This window comes from Arthrobacter sp. P1_B4 (assembly GCF_056406555.1).
Genome location: NZ_JBFTZW010000020.1, coordinates 21,094 through 45,727 on the forward strand (window position 1 = coordinate 21,094; position 24,634 = coordinate 45,727).

The following is a 24,634-nucleotide window of genomic DNA, read 5'->3' on the forward strand; positions in this document are numbered from 1 at the left end:
GCTCAAGCCGGTCACCCGGTTAGAGGAGATGCCCCGTGAGCTCCGCCATCGAAGACCCCGCCACCACACCCGGTACTCCAGCGTCAGATTCTCCAACATCAGGCATTCCGATTCCGGCGGCCGCCGGGGCCCCTGAGCACGTCGGCCCCGACGCGACGGCCGCCGACGCCCGCGCCATTGCCGAGGCCGCCCGCGAAACCAGCTGGACCCAGCCCAGCTTCGCGAAGGGCCTTTACCTCGGCAGCTTCGATTTGTCGCTGATTCACCCGTGGCCCGAGGCTCCCGCCGACGACGTCGAACGCGGCGAGGCGTTCATGGCCCGGCTGGCCGCCTACTGCCGCACGATGTCCGGGCGCACCATCGAACGCGACGACCGGATCCCGGACGACTATCTCAAGGGGCTCGCGGAGCTCGGTGTATTCGGAATGAAGATTCCCCGCGAATACGGCGGTCTGGGCCTCACGCTCGTGTATTACGGCCGCGCCCTGGCCCTGCTGGGCTCGGTGCACCCAAGCCTCGGCGCCCTGCTCTCCGCGCACCAGTCGATCGGCGTCCCGGAGCCCGTCAAGGTCTTTGGCACTCCGGCCCAGAAGCGTGAATACCTGCCCCGCTGCGCCGCCGGCGCCGTCACCGCTTTCCTGCTCACCGAGCCCGACGTCGGCAGCGACCCCGCCCGGATGGGCAGCACGGCCGTCCTCTCCGACGACGGCGACTCGTACCTCCTGGACGGCGTCAAGCTCTGGACCACCAACGGTGTTATCGCCGAGCTCGTCGTGGTCATGGCCCTCGTGCCGCCGCACACCGATGCGGACGGGACCGCCAATAAAGGCGGCATCAGCGCGTTCGTGGTCGAAATGGACACCCCCGGCATTACCGTGGAAAACCGCAACACCTTCATGGGGCTCCGCGGGATCGAAAACGGCGTCACCCGCTTCCACCAGGTCAGGGTCCCGGCCGCCAACCGGCTGGGCCGGGAAGGCCAGGGCCTGAAGATCGCCCTCACCACGCTGAACACGGGCCGGCTCTCCATCCCCGCGCTGTGCGTCGCCACCGGCCGGTGGAGCCTGAAGATCGCCCGCGAATGGTCCGACGCCCGCACCCAGTGGGGCCGGCCGATCGGCCAGCATGAGGCAGTGGGCAAGAAAATCGCCTTCATCGCCGCCAGCGCCTTCGCCCTGGACGCCGTGTTTGAACTCTCCGCGGAAATGGCCGACGCCGGGCAGAAAGACATCCGGATCGAGGCGGCCCTGGCCAAGCTGTGGTCCACGGAGATCAGCTGCCTCATCGCGGACGAGCTCGTGCAGATCCGCGGCGGCCGGGGCTTTGAAACGGCGGACTCCCTCGAAGCCCGCGGCGAGCGCGCCGTCGCCGCGGAACAGCAGCTCCGCGACATGAGAATCAACCGGATCTTCGAGGGATCCTCAGAAATCATGAGGCTGCTGATCGCCCGTGAAGCCGTGGACGCGCACCTGGCGGCCGCGGGAGACCTCGCCTCGGAGGACGCCCGCCTCTCCGACAAGGCGAAGGCCGCCGTCGGAGCCTCCGGCTTCTACGCGAAGTGGCTGCCCAAACTCGTGGCCGGCGCCGGCATGGACCCGCGCTCCTACAGCGACTTCGGCCGGCTCGCGAAACAGCTGCGCTACGTGGAGCGTTCCTCCCGGCGCCTGGCCCGGCAGACCTTCTACGGGATGGGCCGGTGGCAGGCCAAACTTGAGCACAAGCAGGCGTTCCTGGGCCGGATCGTGGACATCGGTGCGGAGCTGTTTGCCATGGCCGCCTGCTGTTCGCGCGCCGAGATGCTGCTGCGGACGCAGCCGGAACGCGGCGCCTCCGCGTACGAACTCGCCGAGGCGTACTGCGAACAGGCCCGCGTTCGCGTTGACGAATATTTCGACCGGCTGTGGCGGAACACCGATGACGCCGACCATGCCCTGGCCCGCAAGACACTGGCCGGGGACTACACCTGGCTGGAGGCCGGGATCCTCGACCAGTCCGAAGGGACCGGTCCGTGGATCGCGGACGCCAGCCGGCGTGCCTCCGTCCGGGAGGACCTGCACCGCAAGTACCGCTGACGGGCCGCCGCCACGGATAGTAAGCATCCTTGCTAACCGGATTCCGCCGTGGTTAGGTTGACGCCAGACCGGCACCTCCAGGGTGCCCGGTCATTCAGCGAAAGTGAGCAGCCCTCATGAGCAGCACCGCAGGCCCCGACGACAAGACAACACGCCACGCCGCGCAGGACGACGCCACAACCCGTCCGGTGACAGCAGTCCGCCACGACGACCCCGTCCGCGACGCACCGGTCCGCGAGACTGTCCACGACACTGTCGTGGAAGAGATCCCCACGCGCGAGACGGTAGTGGCCCGCGAGAAGGAACAGTTCGGCGGCATCAAGGTCGGCTCGGCATTCTTCGGCTGGCTGACGGCCACGGGTACGGCCGTGCTGCTCACCGCGCTGGTCGCTGCCGGCGGTACCGCCGTCGGACTGGCCACCAACACCGATGTGAACGACGCCGTCGACCAGGCCTCCAGCAACCAGACGGTCGGGCTGACCGGCATCATCGTGCTGCTCGTGATCCTCCTGGTCGCCTACTACTGCGGCGGATACGTCGCCGGGCGGATGGCCCGCTTCAACGGCGCCAAGCAGGGCTTCATGGTCTGGATCTGGGCCCTGATCGCCGCGATCGTCGTCGCCGTGCTGGGCCTGGTCGCCGGGCAGCGCTTCAACATCCTGGCCAACCTGAACAGCTTCCCGCGGATCCCGATCAACGAGGGCGAATTGAACACCCTGAGCATCATCGCGGCGATCGTCGTGGCCGCGGTGGCTTTGGTGGGCGCAGTGCTGGGCGGCCTCGCGGGAATGCGTTTCCACCGCAGGGTGGACCGGGCCGGCTTCAGCCCGGCAGCAACGGTTGAGAACCAGACCGTCAGGGACAACTCAGCCGGAGAGAACTCAGCACGGGACAACTCAGCCGGGCGCCCCTAGCCGCGACGGCGTCAGCCCCGGAAGCCTCAGCCGGCAACGACGCCATCTACGTAGTACCAGCGCCGGTCCACCCGCACAAAGCGGCTGCTTTCGCGGTGCAGGCCCCGTTCGCCCTCGTGCCGGTAGTGTGCCACGAATTCCACAGTGCCTTCGCTGTCCAGCGGGCCGCCGCGGCTGGTGGAGAGTATGTCCAGTCGTCGCCACTGCATGCCGGAGTCAAACTCCAGCTCAGCGGGCCGAGTGTCCGGGTGCCAGGTCCGGAGCAGGTACCCCGCGTCCCGGACCACGAAGGCGCTGTACCGGGAGCGCATGAGCTGCTCCGCCGTAGGCGCCTCGGCGTCCCCGCGATGGAACCGGCCGCAGCAGTGCACATACGCCTCGCCCGACAGGCACAGGCAGTTCCCCTCATACAACGCGGAATATGCCGCTTCCGGAATACTCACGGACCGGTCCGTGCCGGATGCTCCGGCGGGCTCGGAATCGGCTGCTGCGGCGTGCGTCACAAGATGTCCTTCCGGCGGGCCGGACGACGCCGGCGAGGCTGTCTCCGACTATAGACGCCCGGCCGGGGGGGGCCCGTGCCCCGCCCCACGGATAACGGCTTTGACACATATTCGCCACGACTGCCGCGGGCGGCACGGGGCCAGCGAAAAGTACGTATTGTTAAGGGGGCTCCTGCCCGCTGCGTGCTTGCGGCAGGGACCACGCTGAAGCAGGCCGGCAAGGAGAGGTGACATGGAAGATCCAACGACCATTGCGCTGAACCTGACTTTTTTCGGGACCCTCGGCGTGGCGTTCTTCATGTTCCTCGGCCTCTTCCTGGTCTTCGCCGCCACCCTCGTGCTCGCAGGGATCGGCCGGCTGGCGGCAGTCGTTGTCCTGGCCGTCGCCGGGCTCGTTCGCGGAACCCCGGTATCACGGGAAAATGGGGCTGCGGAACAGCCGGCGCCGCACCGGACGGCCAAGGCCGTGAAGCCCGCACGCCCCGCCCGGAATGCAGCCAAAAAGGAACCCGCGCTGTCCCCGGAGTGGGCGGCCGCAGTGGCCCGGGCAGATGCCCGCGCCGCCGCGAGGGCCAGGGCCGAGGCCGGACCCGCCGTCCGGGTCACCGTCCGGGACCTGCCCGACCCCCTGGCACCGGCACAGGACATCACGGAAGTCTCTGCCCTCGTGCAGTCGGCCACAGACACCAATGGAACACTTGGCGCCGTCCCGCGGGCGTTCAAAAAGCCGCCCATGCCCGCAGCGAAGTCCCTGCTGGACACCGGATCGCTCGTGGCGCTGCGTGGCACTCCGCCGGCCGGGAAGGCCAAACAGCCGCTCCAGGAACGCAAGGCCGGCTGAGCCCTTACCCCGGGCAGGCAAGTCCGCTACGTTGGAACCCATGGAATTCAGATACCTCGGGAACAGCGGCTTCAAGATTTCAGAAATCACGTTTGGCAACTGGCTGACCCATGGCTCCCAAGTGGAGAACGACGTCGCCACCCAGTGCGTCCGGGCCGCGCTCGACGCCGGTATCAGCACCTTCGACACGGCCGACGTGTACGCCAACACAGCGGCGGAGACGGTCCTCGGAGCAGCCTTGAAGGACGAGCGCCGCGAATCGCTGGAAATCTTCACGAAGGTCTTCGGCCCCACCGGGCCCAAGGGCCACAACGATCTTGGCCTGTCCCGCAAGCACATCATGGAATCCATCAACGGCTCCCTCACCCGGCTGCAGACCGACTACGTGGACCTCTACCAGGCACACCGCTACGACTACGAGACGCCGCTGGAAGAGACCATGCAGGCCTTCGCGGACATCGTGCGGCAGGGCAAGGCCCTGTACATCGGGGTCAGCGAGTGGACGGCCAACCAGATCCGCGACGGCCATGCCCTCGCCAAGGAACTGGGCTTCCAACTGATCTCCAACCAGCCTCAGTACTCCATGCTGTGGAGGGTGATTGAGGCCGAGGTGATTCCGGCGTCGGTAGAACTGGGCCTGTCCCAGATTGTCTGGTCCCCGATTGCCCAGGGCGTGCTGAGCGGCAAGTACCACCCCGGCAAGCCTGCCCCTGAGGGCAGCCGCGCCACGGACTCCAAGGGCGGCTCGCGGATGATCGAGCGCTGGATGTCCGACGAGGTCCTCACCGGCGTCCAGCAGCTCAAGCCGATCGCGGAGGAGGCCGGGCTGACCATGGCACAGCTCAGCATCGCCTGGGTGCTGCAGAACAAGAACGTGGCCTCCGCGATCATGGGCGCGTCCCGGCCGGAGCAGATCGAGAAGAACGTCGCGGCAGCCGGCGTGAAGCTGGACGCGGTGATCATGGACAAGATCGACGCCGTCATCGGCTCACTGGCCGAACGCGACCCCGCGCAGACCAAGTCGCCCGCCTCCCGCGAGGCCTAGGCCATGACCAACGCTCCCGAGCTTGCCGTCACCGGGTCCACCGGCCAGCTGGGCGCCCTGGTGGCCAGGCAGCTGTCCCAGGCCGGCAGCCAGCAACGGCTCCTGGTGCGAGACGCCGCCCGGGCACCTGAGCTCGAAGGCGCCGTCCCCTTCGTCACCACCTACGCCGAGCCGGAGCGGACGAAGACAGCGCTTTCCGGGGCGAAAACGTTGTTCATGGTCTCCGCAGCCGAGGCCGAGGACCGGCTGCAGCAGCACTATGCCTTCGTCGATGCCGCGGCCGCAGCGGGCGTCCAGCACATCGTGTACACCTCGTTCTTCGGCGCGGCGCCGGACTCCACGTTCACGCTGGGCCGGGACCACTTCGCGACGGAGGAGCGCATCAAGGCCTCCGGCATGGACTACACGTTCCTGCGGGACAACTTCTACCTGGACTTCCTGCCGCTGCTGGCCGGCGAGGACGGCGTGATCCGCGGCCCCGCCGGAGACGGCGTCATGGCTGCCGTGGCGCGGTCAGACATTGCCCGATCGGCCGTCACCGTGCTGCGGGACCCGTCCCTGCATGTGGGACGGACCTATGACCTGACCGGCCCGGAAGACATCTCGCTGGCCCGCGCCGCCGAACTCCTGACCGCCGGAACCGACCGGGCCATTACCTTCCACAACGAGACCCTGGCGGAGGCCTACGGGTCCCGCGCCTCCTACGGCGCCCCGCCATGGCAGGTGGACGCCTGGGTAAGCACCTACACGGCCATCGCCGCCGGCGAACTCGCCGGTCCGACGTCGGCGGTGCATGAGCTGACGGGCCGGGAACCGCTGAGCCTGGCGCAGTTCCTGGCCAAGGCGCACACGCTGTAGCCCCTGGACCGGAAGGGGCGGGACCTGCACGTCCCGGTGTTGACGGTTTCCGGGCTGCGGCGTAGACCTGAGACCAGGTGATACCTACTAAACCGGCGGGTCCTTCACAGGACCGGGACCGGGCTGGTCCGGAAAGAATCGCGGCATGCCATGCCAAAGCAAATGTCCAGACACTCTTCTGTCCTGAAGAGTCCGCGCCGGCAGGCCGGACAACCCCGGGCGCATCCCGGCGAACCGAGCCACGGCCCGCTGACGGCGGAGGAACTCCAGCTGGCCGTGCGGAACCATTCCATGCCGCTCGAGGCCCTGCGGAGCGACACCACACCGCCTGGACTGCACTACGTGCTCACGCACTTCGACATCCCGTTCATCGATGCCGAACACTGGCATCTGTGGATCGGCGGCGCCGTGCAGCGGTCCTTCGAACTGAGCCTGCGGGCCTTGCTCCGGGCACCGAGCATCACCCTCCCGGTCACCCTGGAGTGCGCCGGCAACGGCCGGTCCCTCCTGCGGCCGCGCCCGCTGAGCCAGCCGTGGGTACTCGAGGGAGTCGGGACCGCCGTGTGGACCGGTGTCCCGCTCGCCTACCTGCTGACGCGGGCCGGAGTGGAGGACGACGCCGTGGAGGTGGTCTTCACCGGGGCCGACGCCGGCAGCCAGGGCGGCGTCGCCCAGCAGTACGCGCGCAGCCTGCCGATCGAGGAGGCCCTGCGTCCCGACGTCGTGCTCGCCTACCGGATGAACGGCGCGGACCTGCCGCCGCAGCACGGCTATCCGCTCCGGCTTGTGGTGCCCGGCTGGTACGGCATGGCGAGCGTGAAGTGGCTGACCTCGATCAAGGTTCTGACCAAGCCCTATGACGGTTTCCAGCAGGCGGTGGCGTACCGCTACCAGCATGATGCCGAGGATCCCGGAACCCCGGTCACCTGGATCAAGGTCCGCTCGCTCATGGTGCCCCCGGGCGTCCCGGATTTCTTCACCCGGAGCCGGATCCTGCCCCCGGGACCGGTGATGCTCACCGGCCGGGCCTGGTCCGGGCAGGGCGCCGTGCAGCGCGTCGACGTCGGAATCGACGGAAAGTGGGCCGCGGCCCATCTGGAGCACCCGGCAGCGCCGTTCGCGTGGTGTGCGTGGTCGATGCCGTGGGTGGCCGATCCGGGCGAACACGAGCTCTCCTGCCGTGCCACGGATGCCAGCGGCGCGGTCCAGCCGCTGGAACCGGAATGGAACTACCAGGGCATGGGCAACAACGTGGTGCAGCGGATCAAGGTCAGCGTGGCATAGCGCCCCACCCGGGGCGCGGGGAGTTAGCGGCCGCGCCGCAGGTGCTCCGCATTCAGTTCATCGAGCTGGGAATCCGTGAGCTCGTCAAAGCCGCGGGCCTCGCGTTTGTCGCTGCGGGAGAAGCGGATGAACATCAGGATGATCAGGGGCAAGTCGACAATTTCGCAGATGAACCACAGGACGTCCCCCGCCAGCTGCTGGTCACGCAGGGCGTTGGGGAACCAGCCCAGCGCAGACGGCGTCGATGCGACGTGATCCAGCACCTGGCCGTTGAGGCGCAGCAGGATCCCGGGCACGGCATCGACCAGCAACTCGATGAAAACAAACACGAACTCCATGATGAAGAACGCGCTGGAGCGGCGGAAGTCCGCGTCCTCGATGATCGGCAGGGCCATCATCATGCCAAGCAGCGGGACCCCGACTGTCAGGAGCGCCTCGGCCCAAGCGGCTGTGCGGAGGGTGTAGAACGCCGGAGTCAGGAAGGTGGAGAAGAGGGCAAGGCCCAGGAGCGGGGCGGCCATGGAGTTGCCGGCCAACCGCACCGCACCGTGGGCGAGCGCCCTGTTCAGCCGGCCGACGCCGCGCGGCGGCAGGGCCGTACGGGCGAGGGAGATGGGTTTTCCCAGGCCGATCAGCAGCGGCACCACGAAGAGCAGCAGGGAAATCTTGAGCGTGAAGGCCCACCGGAGCTGCGCGCTGTAGACGCCAGGGAACCCGCACGTCAGCACTGTCAGGGACCCAAGGCCCAGAAGATAGAACGCCAGCGTCCGCCACACGGGATGGCGGTGCCCGCGCGCCGCCGCGGCCCTCAGGCCCAGCGCATACAGCAACGCCGAGCCGCCGATCAGGGCGGCGGCGGCCCAGTCGATCTGCCAGGCGGTGAGGACTACATCAAGGGGCGGCACGGGCTCATGATAGATACCATTTCTTGGAAGACGCCGGGCCCGTGCCTGGCCGGGCGGCCCGGGGCAGGCCTCAGCATCCTCGTAGCCGGTCAGCACCTTGACCTTGTCCGCCGAGGCGGACGAGGGATCGAAGGTGTAGCCGATCCACTCCCGCGCGAGCCGCCGTGCCAGTTCCAGTCCCACCACGCGCTGGCCCATCGTGAGGACCTGGCAGTCGTTGGAGAGTACGGACCGCTCCACGCTGAAGCAGTCATGGGCGGTCGCGGCCCGGATGCCGTCCACCTTGTTGGCGGCAATGGCGACCGATCCCCGTGCCGCAGAACAGGATGGCCCGGTCCGCCTGCCCGTCCCGGATCAATTCGCCCGCGGCGATGCCCACGTACGGGTAGGGCTTGGCGAACTCCTCCGGGGCGTCGCCGCGGTTGACGCCGATATCGATGACCTCGGCCACCCGCGGGTCCGTCCGGAGGTCCGCCAGGATCTGGTCCTTGTAGTCCACTCCGGCTTCGTCCGCACCCACAATGAGCCGGATCCCTGCTCCCGGGCTCACGGGCGTGCCCCTGCAGCCTGCCGCACACCGGCAAGGTGCGGACCGAACACAGTGAACACCATCGCCAGGGACGTGGCTCCGGGGTCGGGTGTGCCCACGCTCTTTTCCGCCAGGGGCCGCGCCCGGCCCTTCAGCGGGCGCAGGGCCGCGGTGGCCTGGGCCGCGGAGGCAGCCTCCCGCGCAGCTTCCGCCCACCCGGCATCCGCCCCGGCCCCTGCGCTGGTGAGCCGGCTGAAGGTCCCGGCAAACGGGACCAGCGCGTCCACCATGGTCTTGTCGCCGAAGACCGTAAAATCACCGGCAATGCCGCGTCGTTTTTCCGACTCCGACGGCGGCGCCGTCGGCCAGTCCGGTGCCGATCAGCCCGGCGAAGGCCGGGTAGTGCCCCGAGCCGCCGCCGGCCAGCACGGCCACCTTCGGTTGGCGGGGCCGGTACCGGCGGACGGCGCCGCCGGGCACCTGGCGCACCAGGTTCGCATGGACGTCGCAGAAGCCGGCGGGGGCTTCTTCGGCGAAATCGGACGGGTTGTTAAACATTCTGGTCATCGTGGGCTCTTTCAGCTGCTCGCGGTCTTCTCAACGGCGGGACTGCTAGTGGATGTGGCTTCCGCCGTTGATATCGATGGTGGTCCCGGTGAGGTAGGCGGACTCCTCGGAGGACAGGAAGGTGATGACGGCCGCGATTTCCTCGGTGCTGGCGTTGCGCCCCAGCGGAATTCCGGCGTTGATGGCCGCTTCCTGCTCTTCGGTGCTGCCCACGCGGATATTCGTGTCCACGGCGCCGGGGGTGATGGCGTTGACGGTCACGCCGGTGCTGCCGATTTCGCGGGCCAGGGCCTTGGTGAAGCCCAGGATGGCCGCCTTGGCCGCGGAATAGGGCACCTTGCCGAAGACGCCGCCGCCGCGCTGGGCAGAGACGGAGGACATGTTCACGATCCGGCCCCAGCCGCTGGCGATCATGTCCGGCAGGAAGGCGCGGGTGACAAGGTAGGTTCCCGTCGCGTTCACGGCCATGACCTTGTTCCAGAGCTCCAGGGTGGTCTCGAGGAACGGCACCGGGGAGGTGATGCCGGCGATGTTGGCGAGGGCCCCGACGGCGGGAAGGCTGCCGGAGCGGACTTCGGCGGCCACGGCGTTGTACGCGGCTGTCACGGAGTCCTCGCTGGCGACGTCGACCTCGTAGCCAAAGGCGGGAACGGTGAACTCGTTGCCGATCTCCGCTGCGACCTTGGCGGACTTCTCGCCATCGAGGTCCAGGATCACCACGGCCCAACCCTGGCTGGCGTAGCGGCGTGCGGTGGTGATGCCGATGCCCCGGTCCGAGGTTGCCCCGGTGAGGACGGCGGTGCGCTGGATGGTGCTCATGATGCTCCTTGGGTTGGTGTTGTGTCTTTGATTGAATTGATTGCTCCAGTAGCGCCGTTTTGGCGGTCCAAAAGGGCCGTTGCGGAGCAATCGATGGTTCAGATGAGGTCTGTGATGAAGCTCGCGGCCTTGGCGGCCGCCGCGGGGCGCTCCCCGTGGGTCACGTCCCGGGTCTCCAGCTCCAGGGAGAAGTGGCCGGTGTAGCCGTCGGCCGCGAGGGCCTCCAGGCCGGCGGCGAAATCGGCCTGGCCGTTGCCGATGCTGAGGTTGATGTTTCCCGGCACGGCATCGCGCAAGTGAACATGGGCGATGCGGCCCTGATGGCGCCTGAGGTAGTCCAACGGATCCTCGCCGGCGGCCACGATATGGCTGAAGTCCATGACGATCCCGACCCCGGAACCGGCCAGCCGCCCGGCCAGCAATTCCGCGCGCTCGAGGTTCCAGCAGAACCGCAGGAAGTGCAGGGACTCGGTCCAGAGCTCGACGCCGAACACGTCGGCCCGCCGCTTGGCGGCGGTGAGTTGCGCGGCAATGGTGTCCAGGTCCTCGTCGAGGCTGCGGACCGGGTCGCGGCCGAGGGCGCCGCAGGGCAGGACCAGCGCCTTGGCGCCCGTGCCGGCTGCCAAGCTGAGCAGCGCGTCAAGGTGCCGGTTTCGTGCTGCGTGTGCGTCGGCGTCGAGCAAGGCGTTCAGGTCCCCGATGTCCCCGTTGACCGACCGGACCCGCAGCCCGGAGGCAACCACCTCGGCCGTGACGGCGGCGACGGCATCGGCGTCGAGGTCGTAGGGAACGTGGTCGCACACTCCGGGTAGCGCACCGAGATCTAGTTCCTCGAAGCCGAGGCCTTCGAGGGTGCGCAGGGCCTCTGGCAGGCTCTGGTGGCGGAAGCTGATGGACGAGCAGCCGAGTCGGGAATTGAACATCGTCGTTAATCCTCTGGTTGCGCCCGGAGGCGGTGGTGATATGGACCACACTATAGAATTCGACTGTCAACAGTCAACCTTTGAAGTTGACTGTTGACATTGCCTTATGGCGCGGGTCACACTGGCGTATCATCTGTTAACAGTCGACAGTGTCGGTGCGGAAGCGTCGGCAGCTCTCTTCGAAAGGGATTGACATGAGCAACGAAGCTCTCACCATGCGGGGCCCGGTGCACGGCACCAGGGAAGCGAAACGGGTCGCGATCGGCTCCAGCGTCGGCGCCGTCATCGAAACCTATGACTTCATCGGCTTCGGCACAGCGGCTGCCCTGTACTTCGGTACGGCCTTCTTCCCCACCGGCGATCCTGTGACCGGAACCCTGGCTGCCTTCGCCACCCTGGGTGTCGGATTCGCGGCGCGCCCGATCGGCGGCATCATCGGCGGGCACCTTGGGGACAAGGTCGGCCGCAAGCCAGTCCTGGTGGCCTCCCTGATCCTCATGGGCATCGCCACTTTCGTCATAGGCCTGCTCCCCACCTACGCCCAGGTGGGTCTGCTGGCTCCGGCTCTGCTGGTGTTTGTCCGCATCGTCCAGGGCCTGGCCTTCGGCGCGGAGTGGGGCGGCGCCATCCTCATGAGCTACGAACACGCACCCTGGAAATCGAAGGGAAAGTACACAGGCATGGTCCAGGCCGGCTTCCCGGTCGGGCTGCTGCTGGCCAACCTCGTGTTCCTCTTCAGCGTCCAGCTCGGCGGCGAACTCGCCTGGCGCATTCCCTTCCTGGCCAGCATCGTGCTGGTCGTCGTCGGACTGATCATCCGCTCCAAGGTCCCCGAATCCCCCGTCTTCGACGAGGTCAAGGACAGCGGCGACATCGTCAAGTCGCCCATCAAGGAGGTCCTGAAGACCGACTGGCGCAACATCGTCAAGGGCATCGGCCTGCGCATCGCCGAGACCGCCGGCTACGCCGTGTCCATCACTTACATGATTTCCTACCTGAACAGCCAGCACCTGGCCGACAAGTCGCAGACGCTCGTGGCCTTGTGCATCGCCTCCGCAATCGGCATCTTCGCCACCCAGGCCTGGGCACGGCTGACGGACAGGATCGGCCGGCGCCCGCTGTATATCTGGTCCTGCGCCTTCGCCGTTGCCTTCGCGGTGCCGATGTTCCTGCTGGTCAACACCGGACTGTTCATCTTCATCATCGCCACCCTCGTGATCTCCTACGCCGTCTGCCAGAACTCCCTGGCCGGCGCCCAGGGCCCGTGGTTCCCGGAGCTGTTCCAGGCCAAGACCCGCGCCTCCGGCGCCTCGCTGGCCTACCAGATCTCGGCCATGGTCTCAGGGTTCACCCCGTTCATCACCACATTGCTCTTCGTCAGCTTCGGCTGGATGGGACCGGCACTGCTCTTCGGCACCTACGCCGCCATCGGCCTGTGGGCCGCCGTCGCCACCCGTGAAACCTGGGGCAAGCGCGAACGGGATTTCGCGGATCAGGCTACCAAAAGCACCCCCACCCACGTGAGCGCGTAGATACGCACCGCCCGGAAGCCGTCGAAGGCCTCCCGCAGCAGCTCGCCACGTCATATCTGAAAGGAAGAATCGTGGTTTCAACACAGGAAATAACCACCCGAGGCAACGCCTCCGACGCCGAGGCAGAACGCCTGGCACGGGTCGAAGGGGCCGCCTACCGGATCCGCCACCATGCCCTGAACATGGGCGAAGTCCAAGGCCAAGGCTACGTTGGCCAGGCCCTCGGCGCGGCCGACATGCTCGCCGCGGTCTACGCGGACCAGCTCCGGTTCCGCGCCGACGACCCTGAGTGGGAGGACCGCGACCGGTTCCTGCTCTCCACCGGCCACTACGCGATCGGCCACTACGCGGCCCTCGCCGAGGCCGGAATCATCCCCGTCAAGGAACTGGAGACCTACGGCTCGGACGACTCCCGGCTGCCGATGTCCGGGATGTCCACATACACCCCCGGCATGGAGATTTCCGGCGGCTCCCTCGGCCACGGACTCTCCATCGCCGTCGGCGCCGCCCTGGGCCTGCGCTACCAGGGTTCGGGTTCCCGGGTCTATAACTTCCTCTCCGACGGCGAACTTGACGAGGGATCCACGTGGGAGGCCGCGATGGGCGCCCACCACCACCACCTCGGCAACCTCACCGCCATGGTGGACATCAACGCCCTGCAGGCCGACGGCAAGACCGACACCGTGCTGCGCACCGAGCCCGTCACCGAAAAGTGGCAGGCGTTTGGCTGGTACGCCCAGCGCGTGAACGGGAACGACGTCGGCGCGCTGCTGGCCGCGTTCGACAACGCGGCCGCCCAGGCGGCCGCCGTCGGACGTCCCTCCGTGATCCTGTGCGACACGAAGGTGGGCCGCGGCGTGCCGCTGCTCGAGGACCGCGAAAAAGCCCACTTCATGCGCATCGAAGAACACGAATGGCAGCTCTGCCGCGAGCAGCTGACCGCAGGTTTCGAAGGAAAGGCCGCACGATGAGTACCGCAACAACACCGAAGCTGAAAACCTCTGCCATGATCGCCTCCTTCGCGGACCCGGGCCAGAAGACCGCGTCCGCGCCGTTCGGGCACGCCCTGGTCAAGGCCGCGCAGGTGAACGACAAGATCGTGGGACTGACCGCGGACCTGGGCAAGTACACGGACATGCACATTTTCGCCCAGGCATTCCCGGAACGCTTCTTCCAGATGGGCATGGCCGAACAGCTGCTCTTCGGCGCCGCGGCGGGCCTGGCTGAGACCGGCCTGGTCCCGTTCGCCTCGACGTACTCGGTGTTCGCTGCCCGGCGCGCCTACGATTTCCTGTGCCTGGATGCCGCCGAGCCAAACCTCAACGTCAATATCGTCGGCGGGCTCCCGGGGCTGACCACCGGCTACGGTCCAAGCCACCAGGCGACCGAGGACATGGCGATCTTCCGCGGCATGCCCAATCTGACCATCGTGGACCCGTGCGACTCGCTGGACATCGAGCAGGCCGTCCCCCAACTGGCCGCCAGCGAGGGCCCCACGTACCTACGACTGCTGCGCGGCAACGTCCCCACCGTGCTGGACGAGTACGACTACACGTTCGAACTCGGCAAGGCGAAAGTCCTGCGTGGCGGCCGTGACGTCGTCTTCATCTCCAGCGGGCTGATGACCATGCGGGCACTCCAGGCGGCCGAGGCGCTGGCTGCCCACCACGTGGATGTCGCCGTCGTCCACGCCCCCACCATCAAGCCGTTCGACGCCGCGACGGTCCTCGCCGAGCTGAACACCGACCGCCTCGCGGTCACGCTGGAGAACCACAGTGTGGTGGGCGGGTTGTTCGAGACCGTGGCCTCGGCCGTGGTCACCGCGGGGCTGGGTAAACGGGTGGTGCCGGTAGCGCTGCCGGACGAATTCCTGGACGCGGGCGCGCTGCCCACCCTGCACGAACGCTACGGCCTCTCGGTGCAGAGGGTCGTTGCCAAGGTGCTCGCCGAACTCGGCTGAGGATGGGCGGGGGCCGGCAGCTGCCGGTCCCGCCCGTGCCGTACCATCAACTGTTAACACACGAACTGTAAACAGTTGACCACTGACAAACAGTTGACCGCTGAGCGTGAGGACTAACAATGGCCGGAGCAACAGCCCCGCTTCTCGGACTGGAAAAGAAGAGCCTCCGCGAGCAGGCGCTATCTGCCCTGCGCACGGCCATCACGAGCGGAGAGCTGGAGCCAGGACGGCATCTGGTGGAGACCGAACTCTCCGACATGCTCCAGATCAGCCGCGGAACACTGCGCGAGGCCCTGCGCCAGCTGGAGCAAGAAGGACTGCTGTCGGCCGGTCCGCGCGGCAGGCTGTCCGTGCGGCACCTGGACGGCAAGGAAATCCGGGACATCTTCGCTGTCCGGGCCGCGCTCGAATCGCTTGCGGTCCGGACACTGTGTGAGCTGCCGGACCGGGCCTCCGTGATTACATCCCTGCGCTCGGCCGTCGATGCCATGGCCGCGGCCGCCGAGGCCAGCCTGGAGGAACGGATTGAATCCGATCTGGAGTTCCACCGGACACTGTGCCGGCTCACCGGAAACGAGACCCTGCTGCACTCCTGGGAGTCGCTTGAGGGCTCCATTCGGATGTCCATCATGTTTGCCGGGATCGAGAGGGCCGTCAAGAACATGAGCGTGGACCGGCACCACGACATCGTCGCCGCGATCGAGACCGGCAACGCGACACTGGCCCGCACGACGGTCCTCGAACACATGGACGTCGCCGCAGCCAACCTGGTGGCCTGACCGGCGTCAGTAGTCCACGATCGCGCCGGCGGAGATGTTGACGGTAGCGTCCGTGATGGCCGCCGCCTTGTCCGAGACGATGAAGGAGGCCACGTTACCGACGTCCGCCAGCGTGGCCGTCCGGTTCAAATGCGCGGCCCTGGCAATCTCCACCACGATCTCATCGCGGCCCTCGGCCTGCCACGGGATGGTTTCGATAATGCCGCCGGTGACCATGGTGACCACCCTGATGCCGTGTTTTCCCAGTTCCAGGGCCCATTGCCGGCGTAGTCCTTCCATCGCGTCGAGCGCCACCTTGAAACCGCCCAGACCGGGGATCGTCTGCGGGCCCGAGCCGCCGAACATGAGCACGACGCCGGAGCGTTGCTTGACCATGTGGGCGGCGGCCGCGCGGGTGGTCAGGAAGTGCGTCCGCGCGGCCAGGGTGATGGGCTGGGTGAAGTCATCCACATCAATCTCCATGAGTGGCTGCTGGACGTCGCCGAATGAGATCACGTTGAAGGAGATGTCGATCCTCTTGCTCTTCTTCGCCACCCGGCTTACGAAGGCATCCACCTGCTCTTCGTCCAGGGCGTCGACGACGGCGGTTTCGGCTGTGCCGCCTGCCTCGCGAATGTCATTGGCTACTTTTTCCAGCCGCGATTCCGTCCTTCCGGCAATGTGCACCGTGGCGCCGTCGGCCGCGAAAGCCCTTGCCACCGCCCCGCCGACCGCCCCGCCGCCGCCGTAGATCAGGGCGGTCTTGCCGTGAAGCACGCCGTTTTCCGGAATCCCGATGTTCACCATGGTCGCCTGCCTAGTGCCGCGGAGTACGTGAATTCCCTCAACTATGTTCTTGCGGAGGGCGGGTGGCAAGAGGACCGGGCGCAGCGCCGCATTAGCTTCTGGGCAGTCCTCCGGGTCCGGTGGCTGGTCCTCCGGTTCCGGGCGCGGGTCCGGGTTCGGGCGCGGGCCCGGGTCCTGGTCCGGCGGAGGGTCCGGGTCCGGGTCCGACCGCGGGTCCGGTGGCTGGTCCAGGACCGACGGGCCCGGGTCCTGGTCCGGCGGGTCCGAGCGCGGGTCCGGCGTATGCAGGCACCGGCAGCTCGCCCGGATCGACCGGACCCATATCAAGGTGGAATGGCGGATATTCGTCCCGCATGAGGGCAACGTAGGCGATAACGCGGTAGATCCAGCGGTTCAGGCCAAGCAGGAGGTCGAAGAGCCCCCGCCGGTATTGGCCCGTGAACAACAGGATCACGCCGGCGATCAGGACCAGCAGCCCCAGGAGGGAGATGCCCACACCTTGCTGCACCCACTCGCCGTCCCGGTACTCCCACGTCCTCGCGGTCCCCGTCAGCAGGCTGATAAGCAGCAGATGTGGAATGGCCAGCAGCCAGGATTTCACCAGCACCAGGCCGCGGGACAGCCGTTCGGGATAGTCGACGTCGAAGTCCGCCGGGTAATCGGTGCGGGCCAGGGTGAAGGGGGGATAGACATCCGTGCCGATAGCGCTGAAGGCGTAGAAGGCCACACGCCAGTTCCAGCGGATCACACCGACACTGAAATTGAACAGCGAGCGCGGGTAGCGCGCCGTGAACAGGATCGCGAACCACGCCACAATCGTGACCACTCCGAAGGCGAACCAGAGGATAAACAGGACGATGAAGTGCGGGATGGCCAGGAACCACTTCACGAGCCACATCCACCGTGACAGGTTCGGGTCGAGGTAGCCGTGGAGACGGGCGGGGTACACATATGCGGTCGTAGCACCTGGCGCCACCGGATACGGAGTCCCCGGCGGGGCAGCGTAGGCCGCCACGGCACCCGGCGGGGCCGCACTGTTCTGCTGGCCGGGGGTGACCCTGGGCGGGTAGGGACCCGCGGGATACGGCTGGCCGGGGTGGGCCGGCAAGCGGCCGGGAGGGACACCGCTGCCCGTCCCGCCTTGGCCCGGGCCGCCGCGGCCGAGTCCAACGGCGCCCAGCACTATCAGCGGCACGCCGATCAGCAGCATCACGAGTCCGCCGATCAGCAGGCCGATGAACACCGGCAGGAGCAGGTCTGTGCGTGCCCCTGCCTGCAGATTCACGCTCACCGGAGACGTCGCGTCGGCATTCATGACCACCACTGCCCAGGATCCGGAGCGGAGGTCCCAGGTCAGTTCCTGTTCCCCCGGGCCTGTGGCAGTCGCGGCCCAGAAGGTCTGCTGCGCCGGGGTGGACGGGATTTGGGAGCCGGCCACTTCGCGGTACCGCGCGCGGAAGGGGTTGAACCTGACGTCGACGATTTCGGTGCGCCGGACACCGGCCAGGTACGTCGCGACGTCGGCCCGCGGGGCAATTCCGATGAAGATTTCCTTGCCGGGGTCGGTGGAGGAACCGCGGAGCAGCACGCTGCCCGCAATGTCCACCGGAACGCCGTCGTCCACGCCGCCGCCGGTCATGAGGTCCAGCCGGGGGGTCGTCAGCGCGTAGGAATTGCCTGAGAAAGGCGCCGACGGCGTGATGAAGTACCTGCCGTCACGTTGCTGGTCGTTGACCCAGCCCGCAAAACCGGCGCCCGCCAACAGTCCCAAACCGACCAGCGCGCACAGCGAGCCGATCACCAGCATGACAATCCGGCCTGCTTTCATGGCCGCCGTCCTTTCAGATGGTCCGTTTGCCACGCCCGGCCGGGCGTGGCTTCCGGAAGCTGGCGGCCCGGGCCGCTACCGCCCGAGCGAGATCACGAACGGCTTGGCTTCGTCGATCGCGCCGGCACTGCCGGAGTGGAGGACGACGAGCGCTTTCATGCCGTGATCACGACTTTGAGGGCCTTCGTCTCCGCGGCGCGGGCAAAAGTGTCGTACGCCTCCATGAACTCGTCAAAGGTGAAGTGGTGGGTGGCGAAACTGTCCGCGGGGATCTTTTGCTGTGCCACGAGCTTGAGCAGCATGGGGGTGGTGTTGGTGTTCACCAGGCCCATGCTGATGTTGATGTTCCGGATCCAGAGGTCTTCGACGTGAAGTTCCACTGCTTTGCCGTGCACGCCCACGTTGGCCACGGTGCCGCCAGGACGCACGATGTCGGTGCACATCGTGAAGGTCGCCGGGACGCCCACGGCCTCGATCGCCACGTCCACGCCCTGCCCGTCGGTCAGGAGCATGAGCTGCTCCTTCCAGTCGGCATCGGATGAGAGGACCACATCGGTGGCTCCGAATTCGCGGGATTTCTCGAGCCGGTTCGCGTCGAGGTCGACGGCGATGATCGTGGCGGCGCCGTAGAGGCCGGCGGTGGAGATCGCGGCAAGTCCCACGGGGCCCGCGCCGATGACGGCGACCGTGTCGCCGGGCTTGACCCGGCCGTACTGCACGCCGATCTCAAAGCCGGTGGGGAGGATGTCGGAGAGCATGACGGCCTGCTGGTCGCTGACTCCCTCAGGCAGGAGGTGCAGGGAGTTCTCTGCGTAGGGGACGCGGACGAACTCGGCCTGCGTGCCGTCGATCAGATGTCCGAAAACCCAGCCGATGCCGGAGGTTCCCTCCTCCCCCAGGCAATGGGAGTACAGGCCGGTCTTGCAGTTGGCGCAGTGCCCGCAGGACTTGATGCATGAAATGATGACGCGGTCCCCGACCTTGAGGCTGGTCACGGAGGCGCCGATCTCCGTGATGGTGCCGACCCCTTCGTGGCCCAGGATGCGGCCCTTGGCCACCGCGGGGACGTCGCCTTTGAGGATGTGCAGATCGGTCCCACAGATGGTGGTGGTGTCCACTTTGACGATCACATCGCTGGGATTCTGGATGGTGGGGTCGGGGACCTCGGTCCACGATTTCTCCCCGGGACCGCCATAGACGAGGGCTTTCATACGTGCTCCTTGGTTTTGAGGATGACCAGCGGGTCCACGAGGCGCAGACGGCACGGAGTCTCCGTGCCATCGATCCCCGAATACAGCAACGAGGCGCGGGCACGCTCACGGAGTTCCTCGATCGCGGCGGCCGACACCCGGGCATGGGCGAGGTCGAGCACGAGTTCAAACCCGGGAAGCTTGCTTGTGACGCGGCGGCAAACGACGTACAGCGCCCGCACGTTGGCCACGGTCACCACACCATGCACGTCGATCCGCGCTGTTTCGGCGTCGGCGTTCAGGCGGATGAGCACCTTGAGTTTAGGGTCCCCCGAATGGTGGTGGATACTCATGTGGCCGTGGTCTCCTGCCTTTTCCTGCTGAAGCCGGAAAGTGCAAACGCCATTTCCTTCCCCAATTCGCGGTGAGACCCGTGCCGTATTACGTGAAGTGGTTCTTCGCTCGACACGTCCCCCAACTGGCCGTGCAGCAACCTCCCCACACATTCAGCTTGGGGGGCGGTCGTGGCAGAGGTAAGGGGCGAAAGTCCCGTGTGCGCCTGTTGGGTCCTGCGGCGTCGCCCGCCTAGCCTGTTCCTATGTCTGATCCGCTCGATCCCTGCCGACCCCCGGATCTCGTGCTGGCCTCCGCGCGGCACCCCGGGGAGGAAATATGCTTCGACGTTCATCTTCGTGCCGGGGCCGTGTCGGCAATCATCCCGTCGCGCCCGGGCTTGGGTGCGCTCCCCGCTGCAACCCAGGTGGTGGATCTGGAGGGCCGCTACGCCATTCCTGGGCTGTGGGATGAGCACGTCCATATGACGCAGTGGGCGCTGGCCTCCAACCGGCTTGACCTCTCCGGTGCCGGCTCGGCGCGTGAGGCGGCCGCCGTCGTCGGGGCCCATATCGCCGGGGACAATATCGCGGAGGCCCATATCGCCGGGGCCGGAAGCGGCGCCGGAGCTCCGGGTCCCGTCCAGACGCTGGTGGGCGTCGGTTTCCGCGATGCCATCTGGCATGACCTGCCCAGTCTGGACCTCCTGGACGGCGTGACGCGCGGCCGGCCTACGGCGCTGATCAGCCACGACCTCCACTGTGTCTGGCTCAACTCCGCAGCGGCCCAACAGTACGGAATGCCGGTGGATGCGGGCGGGCTGCTCCGGGAAGAACCGGCGTTCGCCCTGACCCGGGAGCTTGGCCAGCTGCCGGACGCGGTGGTGGATCCGTGGGTGCGGCAGGCAGGGCAGGCTGCGGCCGCGCGGGGCGTGGTCGGGATTGTGGACTTCGAGATGACGTGGAACCGCGACGCCTGGCTGCGGAGGATCTCCAGCGGCTTCGCTGCCCTGCGCGTTGAAGCGGGCGTCTATCCGCAGGACCTGGACCGGGCCGTGGCAGAGGGGCTGCGGACAGGTTTGGCAGTGGCCGGCAGTGGCGGGCTGCTGAGCGTGGGCCCCTTGAAGGTGCTGATCGACGGCTCGCTCAATACCCGCACAGCGTATTGCGTTGACCCGTATCCGAACGGCGGCCACGGGCTGCTGACCGTGAGCGAGTCGGAGCTGCTCGCCCTGTTGGTCCGGGCGCGGCAGGCGGGTTTTGTGCCGGCGGTCCACGCAATCGGCGACGCGGCCAACCAAGTCGCCTTGGATGCGTTTGAGGCGGCGGGCATCGCCGGACGGGTGGAGCATGCCCAGTTTGTCCGGAGCGAGGATTTCGCCCGCTTCGGCCGGTTGGGCGTGACCGCGAGTGTCCAGCCTGCGCATGCCCTCGATGACCGGGACGCCGCCGAGGCGAACTGGCCGGGGCGAACGGACCGGTCCTTCCCGCTCCGTTCATTGCTGGCCGCCGGGGCGACTCTCGCCCTGGGCTCGGACGCTCCGGTGGCCCCGCTGGATCCGTGGATTGCCATGTCCGCTGCCACGGCGCGGGCCCGGCTGGATGGCCGCGGGCCGTGGCATGCCGAGCAGGCCCTCACGCGGCAGGAGGCCCTCACGGCCTCGACCCGCGGTCGCGGCCGTCTCCGGGTCGGGGATCCCGCCGATATTGCAGTGCTCGACGGCGACCCTCTGACCGTGTCGGATGCGGAGCTTGCGGCCATGCCGGTGGCCGCCACGTTAGTGGCGGGACGGTTCACGTACGGCGGCTAAGCACCTTTGACGCGCGCCTGGACTAAGTTGGCGTACGGCAGGCGGCCGTATTCTTCGATGAATGCGGCATGGCACCGGGCTTCGGCCGCGTTGAGTTGCTCAACGGGCAACTCTTTCCACGCGATGATCAGGGACCCGGGCACGGCGAGCTGCCAGATGAGCCGCCCGTCCCAGTGGCCCGGCGGCTTGCCTTCGCCGAAGTCGACGAATTCCTGGATTTGCCGGCGCAGTCCGCGGTTGCCCTTGCTTCCGGGGCCGGCTTTGCCCAGGAAAAGGACATCGGCGCCGTCCACCCATTCGGCGTCGAGAGCGTCCGTCTTGAGGGTGGGGTTCTTCTTCTTGAAGATGCCGGCGGTGCTCCTGGCCAGGAACTGGGGCCGTAAGCCCTCCGGCCGCAGTACCGCGAAGATCCCGGGCTTCTGCGGGATCCGGTTGATGTCAAGGTCCTGGAGCGGCCGGAAACCGGTGAAGCCGTCCTGTTTCAGCGATTGTGTGTTGATGGGCATGGGTTCCTTGGATCGGGGCTCGTGGCGTTCCTTTGAAGCTTACGGAAGAAGCTCACTCACTGAAGTCCGGGCTCAGCCGCGGGTGAAGGTGCCCAGCCCGGTCTGATCGTAGAAATCGAGCCTGACGCTCGAAGCCGTGCCGCCTCCGGCTGCGGCGTCCGCGCCGGGGGCGAAGATTGCCCCGGCAAGACCGTTGGCGTTCTCGCCGATTGATTCAAAGCTGAAGGTGTCGCCGTCAAAATGAGTGAGCGGGAACTTGGTGGTCCTGCCGGCCGGGCCCAGCTCAAGGGTCAGCACGCCGTTCTCCACCGCGACGGTGAGCGGGCCGTAGTAGGAGTTCGCATAACTTCCGGTGTAGAAATCGTTGCCCTGCGCCGGTTTGGCCTGGGCCGGCGCCTTGGAATAGTCAACTTTTGGCTTCTCCGCCTCATCGATCTTCTGGAAGACGCCCGAGGTGAATCCGATCCAGTCCACTGTCGGGGCGCCGTTCTGGGCCGTGTCCAGGAATGCGGCGCAGATGGCTTCGGGGATGCCCTGCGGCCGGCCATTGGTCAGGGCAACAATGCCCAGCTGCTCGCCGGGGAGCAGTGAGACTGCGGTCGCGGCACCAAGGTTGAAGGCTCCCGAGTGCCCGAGCATCAGCCGGGCGTGGTCGTCGTAGGAGACGTTCCAGCCCAAGCCGTAGAAGCGGGTGCGGGCACCCGGCGTCGACGGTGGGCCCGAGACAGCGTGCGGGACATGCGTGATACTAAGCGCGTCCGGATCGATAACCTCGCTTCCCTCAAAGCTGCCGTTGGCGAGCTGCAGGCGGATCCAGCGGGCCAGGTCGCGCACGGAGGAACTGGCCCCGCCGGCGGGTGCTTCGGCGTCGGCATCCCGGGAGTATTTGGCCACCCAGGTCTTGTTACCGGCTGGGACGTGGATCAGTGCCTTGTTCGTCGCCTTTTGGTAGTCCGCGTGGCGATAGCTCGTGGATGACATGCCCAGGGGCTTGAACAAGACTTCTTCGGCGAGGTCTGCCCAGGGCTTGTTCATGGCATCGGCGACAGCCTGTGCACCAGCCGTGTAGCCGAAGTTGCTGTAGTTGTAGCTCGACCGGAATGAGTCCAGCGGCTGCTGTTTGAGGTGGCTGAGAATATAGGACTGGTCGAATCCGAGGTCTTCCAACAGATCGCCCGCCCCCGTACTGAGGCCGCCTTGATGTGACAACAGGYCCGCCGCCGTGGCGTTCCGCGTGACGTAGGGGTCTTTCAGGGCGAAGCCGGGGGTGTGGTTGATCACCGGTTCCGTCCAGGAGATGGCCTTGCGGCCCACGGCCACGGCCGCCACCGTGGAGGCCAAGGGTTTGGACACCGAGGCCAATTGAAAAACGGTATCCGCGTCCACTGTCTCGGGCCGGCCCGATTCCCGCACGCCGAACCCCTTGGCGTAGACCATTTGGTCCTGGTAGACCACGGCCACGGCGACTCCGGGAACACCGGTACTCTCCATCACGCCCTGGACCATCCCGTCCAGCTTTGCCAAGGCGGCGTTGACCTTCTGTTGGTCCAGGAGCGGTTTGACCTGCGGTTCCGGCGCCGGAAGCAGAGACGCCGACGGCGTACCGGAGGTGTCAGAGGCACTGCTTCCGGCACCGGCGGGGGCACTTTGGGCCGTGCAGGCGGCCAGCAGCGGCATGCCCGCTATACCCGCGGCGCCGACGCCGACCGCTTTAAGTAACGAGCGGCGGTCCGAAGGCAGCGAGCTGATCCTCGTCGCGATAGATTCCCTCTGGTTCATGGACAATCCTCCGCCCGGTTCCGCCTGGGGCGCAGAGCTAACGCCCCCTCCCATGATGGACCCGTGCCCGTGTTTGAGACAGGGGCGATGCGCTCGGGTGGGGGTCCTCGGACGCCGGGAACTCGCGGCCGGACCTCCACAACCGCCAACGAATCCCACCAATCCCGCTAACCTCGCGGCCTCCTTCTGGTTGCCCTATTAATGTCGGATCCCCGGAGGAGACTGGATTCATGGACGGCAATCAGGGGCCCGAAGTGGTTCCGGCGGGAGACGGCGACGGCGGCCTCGGCCGCGCCGGGAGCGGTGACGACGGCGTCCAGGATTTGCTCGCATTCTGCTCCAGCGCGCTCCGGGACGTGCGTCAGGCCGAGGATCCCGCCGGGATGATCGAACAGTACCGACGGCTTGACGAGTTGCACTCCGCGCTCGACGGGTTGCGGACGCGTCTTCAGCTCGACGTTTTCCTGGGCACCGTCTCGGGAGTGACTTTGGGACCTGGAAGGTCGCCGATGGCTTCCGAAGCGGTGGAACGGCTGCGGAGGGCCATAAATGTCATAGCCCGCAGGGACACTTAATTCATGGACGGCAATCAAGGGCCCGAAGTGGCTCCGGCAGGACACGGCGACGCCGGCTTCGGCCGCGCCGCGGGCGATGCCGCCGCCATTCCGGGCACCGCCGAGGCGGCCTTGGCGGGCCGGCTGGCCGCCGGACCTCTGGGCTTAGGCTGTCCGCCCACGGACAGTGCCGGGATCATTGACCGGATCCGGGAACTGGAGGACTGGAAGTCCGCCGCGTCCGCGGAACAGGCCCGGCTCGCCGTGGCCTTCGGCCTGCTCCAACGCCGCGAACAGGCCGCCGCCGGAGTCCCGGC

Annotated in this window: 23 protein-coding genes and 3 pseudogenes; 13 read left to right on the forward strand and 13 right to left on the reverse strand. The window is 67.3% G+C overall.

Going from position 1 to position 24,634, the window contains the following annotated elements:
- Positions 1–35 precede the first annotated feature (35 nt).
- On the forward strand, positions 36–2,072 hold the full coding sequence (locus AC1D1W_RS09940) for an acyl-CoA dehydrogenase family protein (protein ID WP_476943567.1): 2,037 nt from the start codon (positions 36–38) through the stop codon (positions 2,070–2,072).
- 116 nt (positions 2,073–2,188) lie between these two features.
- Positions 2,189–2,986, forward strand: coding sequence for a hypothetical protein (locus AC1D1W_RS09945; RefSeq protein ID WP_243178019.1), 798 nt, complete (start codon positions 2,189–2,191; stop codon positions 2,984–2,986).
- A gap of 26 nt (positions 2,987–3,012) precedes the next feature.
- Here the strand turns inward: AC1D1W_RS09945 and AC1D1W_RS09950 are convergent, their stop codons facing one another.
- Complete coding sequence (locus AC1D1W_RS09950; protein WP_476943578.1) at positions 3,013–3,429, reverse strand: YchJ family protein; 417 nt, start codon at positions 3,427–3,429, stop codon at positions 3,013–3,015.
- Between the two features lie 292 nt (positions 3,430–3,721).
- On the opposite strand from AC1D1W_RS09950, the gene AC1D1W_RS09955 reads away from it, so the two are divergent.
- The 4 genes from AC1D1W_RS09955 (at position 3,722) to AC1D1W_RS09970 (ending at position 7,517) form a co-directional block, all read left to right on the forward strand.
- Positions 3,722–4,330 (forward strand): hypothetical protein, encoded by a 609-nt coding sequence (locus AC1D1W_RS09955; protein ID WP_476943568.1) that lies wholly within the window; start codon positions 3,722–3,724, stop codon positions 4,328–4,330.
- Positions 4,331–4,370: 40 nt separating this feature from the next.
- Positions 4,371–5,375, forward strand: coding sequence for an aldo/keto reductase family protein (locus AC1D1W_RS09960; RefSeq protein ID WP_476943569.1), 1,005 nt, complete (start codon positions 4,371–4,373; stop codon positions 5,373–5,375).
- Positions 5,376–5,378: 3 nt separating this feature from the next.
- Entirely contained in the window at positions 5,379–6,233 is an 855-nt protein-coding gene (locus AC1D1W_RS09965) for an SDR family oxidoreductase (protein ID WP_476943570.1), read from the forward strand.
- Between the two features lie 162 nt (positions 6,234–6,395).
- Positions 6,396–7,517, forward strand: a complete 1,122-nt coding sequence (locus AC1D1W_RS09970) for a sulfite oxidase (protein ID WP_243178023.1) — start codon at positions 6,396–6,398, stop codon at positions 7,515–7,517.
- Between the two features lie 23 nt (positions 7,518–7,540).
- On the opposite strand, the gene AC1D1W_RS09975 is transcribed toward AC1D1W_RS09970, so the two are convergent.
- The 6 genes and pseudogenes from AC1D1W_RS09975 to AC1D1W_RS10000 form a co-directional block, all read right to left on the reverse strand.
- Positions 7,541–8,518 (reverse strand): cytochrome c oxidase assembly protein, encoded by a 978-nt coding sequence (locus AC1D1W_RS09975; RefSeq protein WP_476943579.1) that lies wholly within the window; start codon positions 8,516–8,518, stop codon positions 7,541–7,543.
- A pseudogene (locus AC1D1W_RS09980) lies at positions 8,501–8,954 on the reverse strand (RpiB/LacA/LacB family sugar-phosphate isomerase); the annotation flags it as partial. The gene AC1D1W_RS09975 and the pseudogene AC1D1W_RS09980, both read right to left, overlap by 18 nt.
- 14 nt (positions 8,955–8,968) lie before the next feature.
- A complete protein-coding gene (locus tag AC1D1W_RS09985) occupies positions 8,969–9,277 on the reverse strand; it encodes a DAK2 domain-containing protein (protein WP_476943580.1) in 309 nt (102 codons plus the stop codon).
- A 19-nt stretch (positions 9,278–9,296) separates the two neighbouring features.
- Positions 9,297–9,518, reverse strand: a pseudogene (locus tag AC1D1W_RS09990) (dihydroxyacetone kinase subunit DhaK); the annotation flags it as partial.
- A 45-nt stretch (positions 9,519–9,563) separates the two neighbouring features.
- Positions 9,564–10,337, reverse strand: coding sequence for an SDR family NAD(P)-dependent oxidoreductase (locus tag AC1D1W_RS09995; RefSeq protein WP_243178025.1), 774 nt, complete (start codon positions 10,335–10,337; stop codon positions 9,564–9,566).
- Positions 10,338–10,435: 98 nt separating this feature from the next.
- Positions 10,436–11,260 carry a sugar phosphate isomerase/epimerase family protein gene (locus tag AC1D1W_RS10000; RefSeq protein ID WP_476943571.1) on the reverse strand — a complete coding sequence of 275 codons (825 nt, stop codon included), beginning with the start codon at positions 11,258–11,260 and terminating at the stop codon, positions 10,436–10,438.
- Positions 11,261–11,454: 194 nt separating this feature from the next.
- On the opposite strand from AC1D1W_RS10000, the gene AC1D1W_RS10005 reads away from it, so the two are divergent.
- The 4 genes from AC1D1W_RS10005 to AC1D1W_RS10020 all read left to right on the forward strand — a co-directional run bounded on the left by AC1D1W_RS10005 (position 11,455) and on the right by AC1D1W_RS10020 (position 15,531).
- Positions 11,455–12,792 carry an MFS transporter gene (locus AC1D1W_RS10005; protein ID WP_243178027.1) on the forward strand — a complete coding sequence of 446 codons (1,338 nt, stop codon included), beginning with the start codon at positions 11,455–11,457 and terminating at the stop codon, positions 12,790–12,792.
- Positions 12,793–12,881: 89 nt separating this feature from the next.
- Positions 12,882–13,763, forward strand: a complete 882-nt coding sequence (locus AC1D1W_RS10010) for a transketolase (RefSeq protein WP_439954096.1) — start codon at positions 12,882–12,884, stop codon at positions 13,761–13,763.
- Positions 13,760–14,752 carry a transketolase family protein gene (locus AC1D1W_RS10015; protein ID WP_243178029.1) on the forward strand — a complete coding sequence of 331 codons (993 nt, stop codon included), beginning with the start codon at positions 13,760–13,762 and terminating at the stop codon, positions 14,750–14,752. The genes AC1D1W_RS10010 and AC1D1W_RS10015 overlap by 4 nt, the downstream gene beginning before the upstream one ends.
- Positions 14,753–14,871: 119 nt before the next feature.
- Positions 14,872–15,531 (forward strand): GntR family transcriptional regulator, encoded by a 660-nt coding sequence (locus tag AC1D1W_RS10020; protein WP_018776075.1) that lies wholly within the window; start codon positions 14,872–14,874, stop codon positions 15,529–15,531.
- 6 nt (positions 15,532–15,537) lie between these two features.
- On the opposite strand, the gene AC1D1W_RS10025 is transcribed toward AC1D1W_RS10020, so the two are convergent.
- From AC1D1W_RS10025 to AC1D1W_RS10040, 4 genes are all read right to left on the reverse strand, one after another.
- Positions 15,538–16,317 (reverse strand): SDR family NAD(P)-dependent oxidoreductase, encoded by a 780-nt coding sequence (locus AC1D1W_RS10025; RefSeq protein WP_243178031.1) that lies wholly within the window; start codon positions 16,315–16,317, stop codon positions 15,538–15,540.
- Positions 16,318–16,408: 91 nt separating this feature from the next.
- Positions 16,409–18,145 (reverse strand): DUF4389 domain-containing protein, encoded by a 1,737-nt coding sequence (locus tag AC1D1W_RS10030; RefSeq protein ID WP_476943572.1) that lies wholly within the window; start codon positions 18,143–18,145, stop codon positions 16,409–16,411.
- 155 nt (positions 18,146–18,300) lie between these two features.
- On the reverse strand, positions 18,301–19,356 hold the full coding sequence (locus AC1D1W_RS10035; protein ID WP_018776072.1) for a zinc-dependent alcohol dehydrogenase family protein: 1,056 nt from the start codon (positions 19,354–19,356) through the stop codon (positions 18,301–18,303).
- Positions 19,353–19,688: a hypothetical protein gene (locus AC1D1W_RS10040; protein WP_028276886.1), complete on the reverse strand. Its 336-nt coding sequence runs from the start codon at positions 19,686–19,688 to the stop codon at positions 19,353–19,355. The genes AC1D1W_RS10035 and AC1D1W_RS10040 overlap by 4 nt, the downstream gene beginning before the upstream one ends.
- Before the next feature lie 245 nt (positions 19,689–19,933).
- Between AC1D1W_RS10040 and AC1D1W_RS10045 the strand changes: the two genes are divergently transcribed.
- Positions 19,934–21,478, forward strand: a complete 1,545-nt coding sequence (locus AC1D1W_RS10045; protein ID WP_476943573.1) for an amidohydrolase — start codon at positions 19,934–19,936, stop codon at positions 21,476–21,478.
- On the opposite strand, the gene AC1D1W_RS10050 is transcribed toward AC1D1W_RS10045, so the two are convergent.
- Positions 21,475–21,984 (reverse strand): hypothetical protein, encoded by a 510-nt coding sequence (locus tag AC1D1W_RS10050; protein WP_476943574.1) that lies wholly within the window; start codon positions 21,982–21,984, stop codon positions 21,475–21,477. The two genes, AC1D1W_RS10045 and AC1D1W_RS10050, sit on opposite strands and share 4 nt — an antisense overlap.
- 72 nt (positions 21,985–22,056) lie before the next feature.
- Positions 22,057–23,763: a serine hydrolase gene (locus AC1D1W_RS10055; protein ID WP_476943575.1), complete on the reverse strand. Its 1,707-nt coding sequence runs from the start codon at positions 23,761–23,763 to the stop codon at positions 22,057–22,059.
- Positions 23,764–23,993: 230 nt separating this feature from the next.
- On the opposite strand from AC1D1W_RS10055, the gene AC1D1W_RS10060 reads away from it, so the two are divergent.
- Positions 23,994–24,338: a hypothetical protein gene (locus tag AC1D1W_RS10060; RefSeq protein ID WP_476943576.1), complete on the forward strand. Its 345-nt coding sequence runs from the start codon at positions 23,994–23,996 to the stop codon at positions 24,336–24,338.
- Positions 24,339–24,341: 3 nt separating this feature from the next.
- Positions 24,342–24,634: pseudogene (locus AC1D1W_RS10065) on the forward strand (HNH endonuclease); the annotation flags it as partial.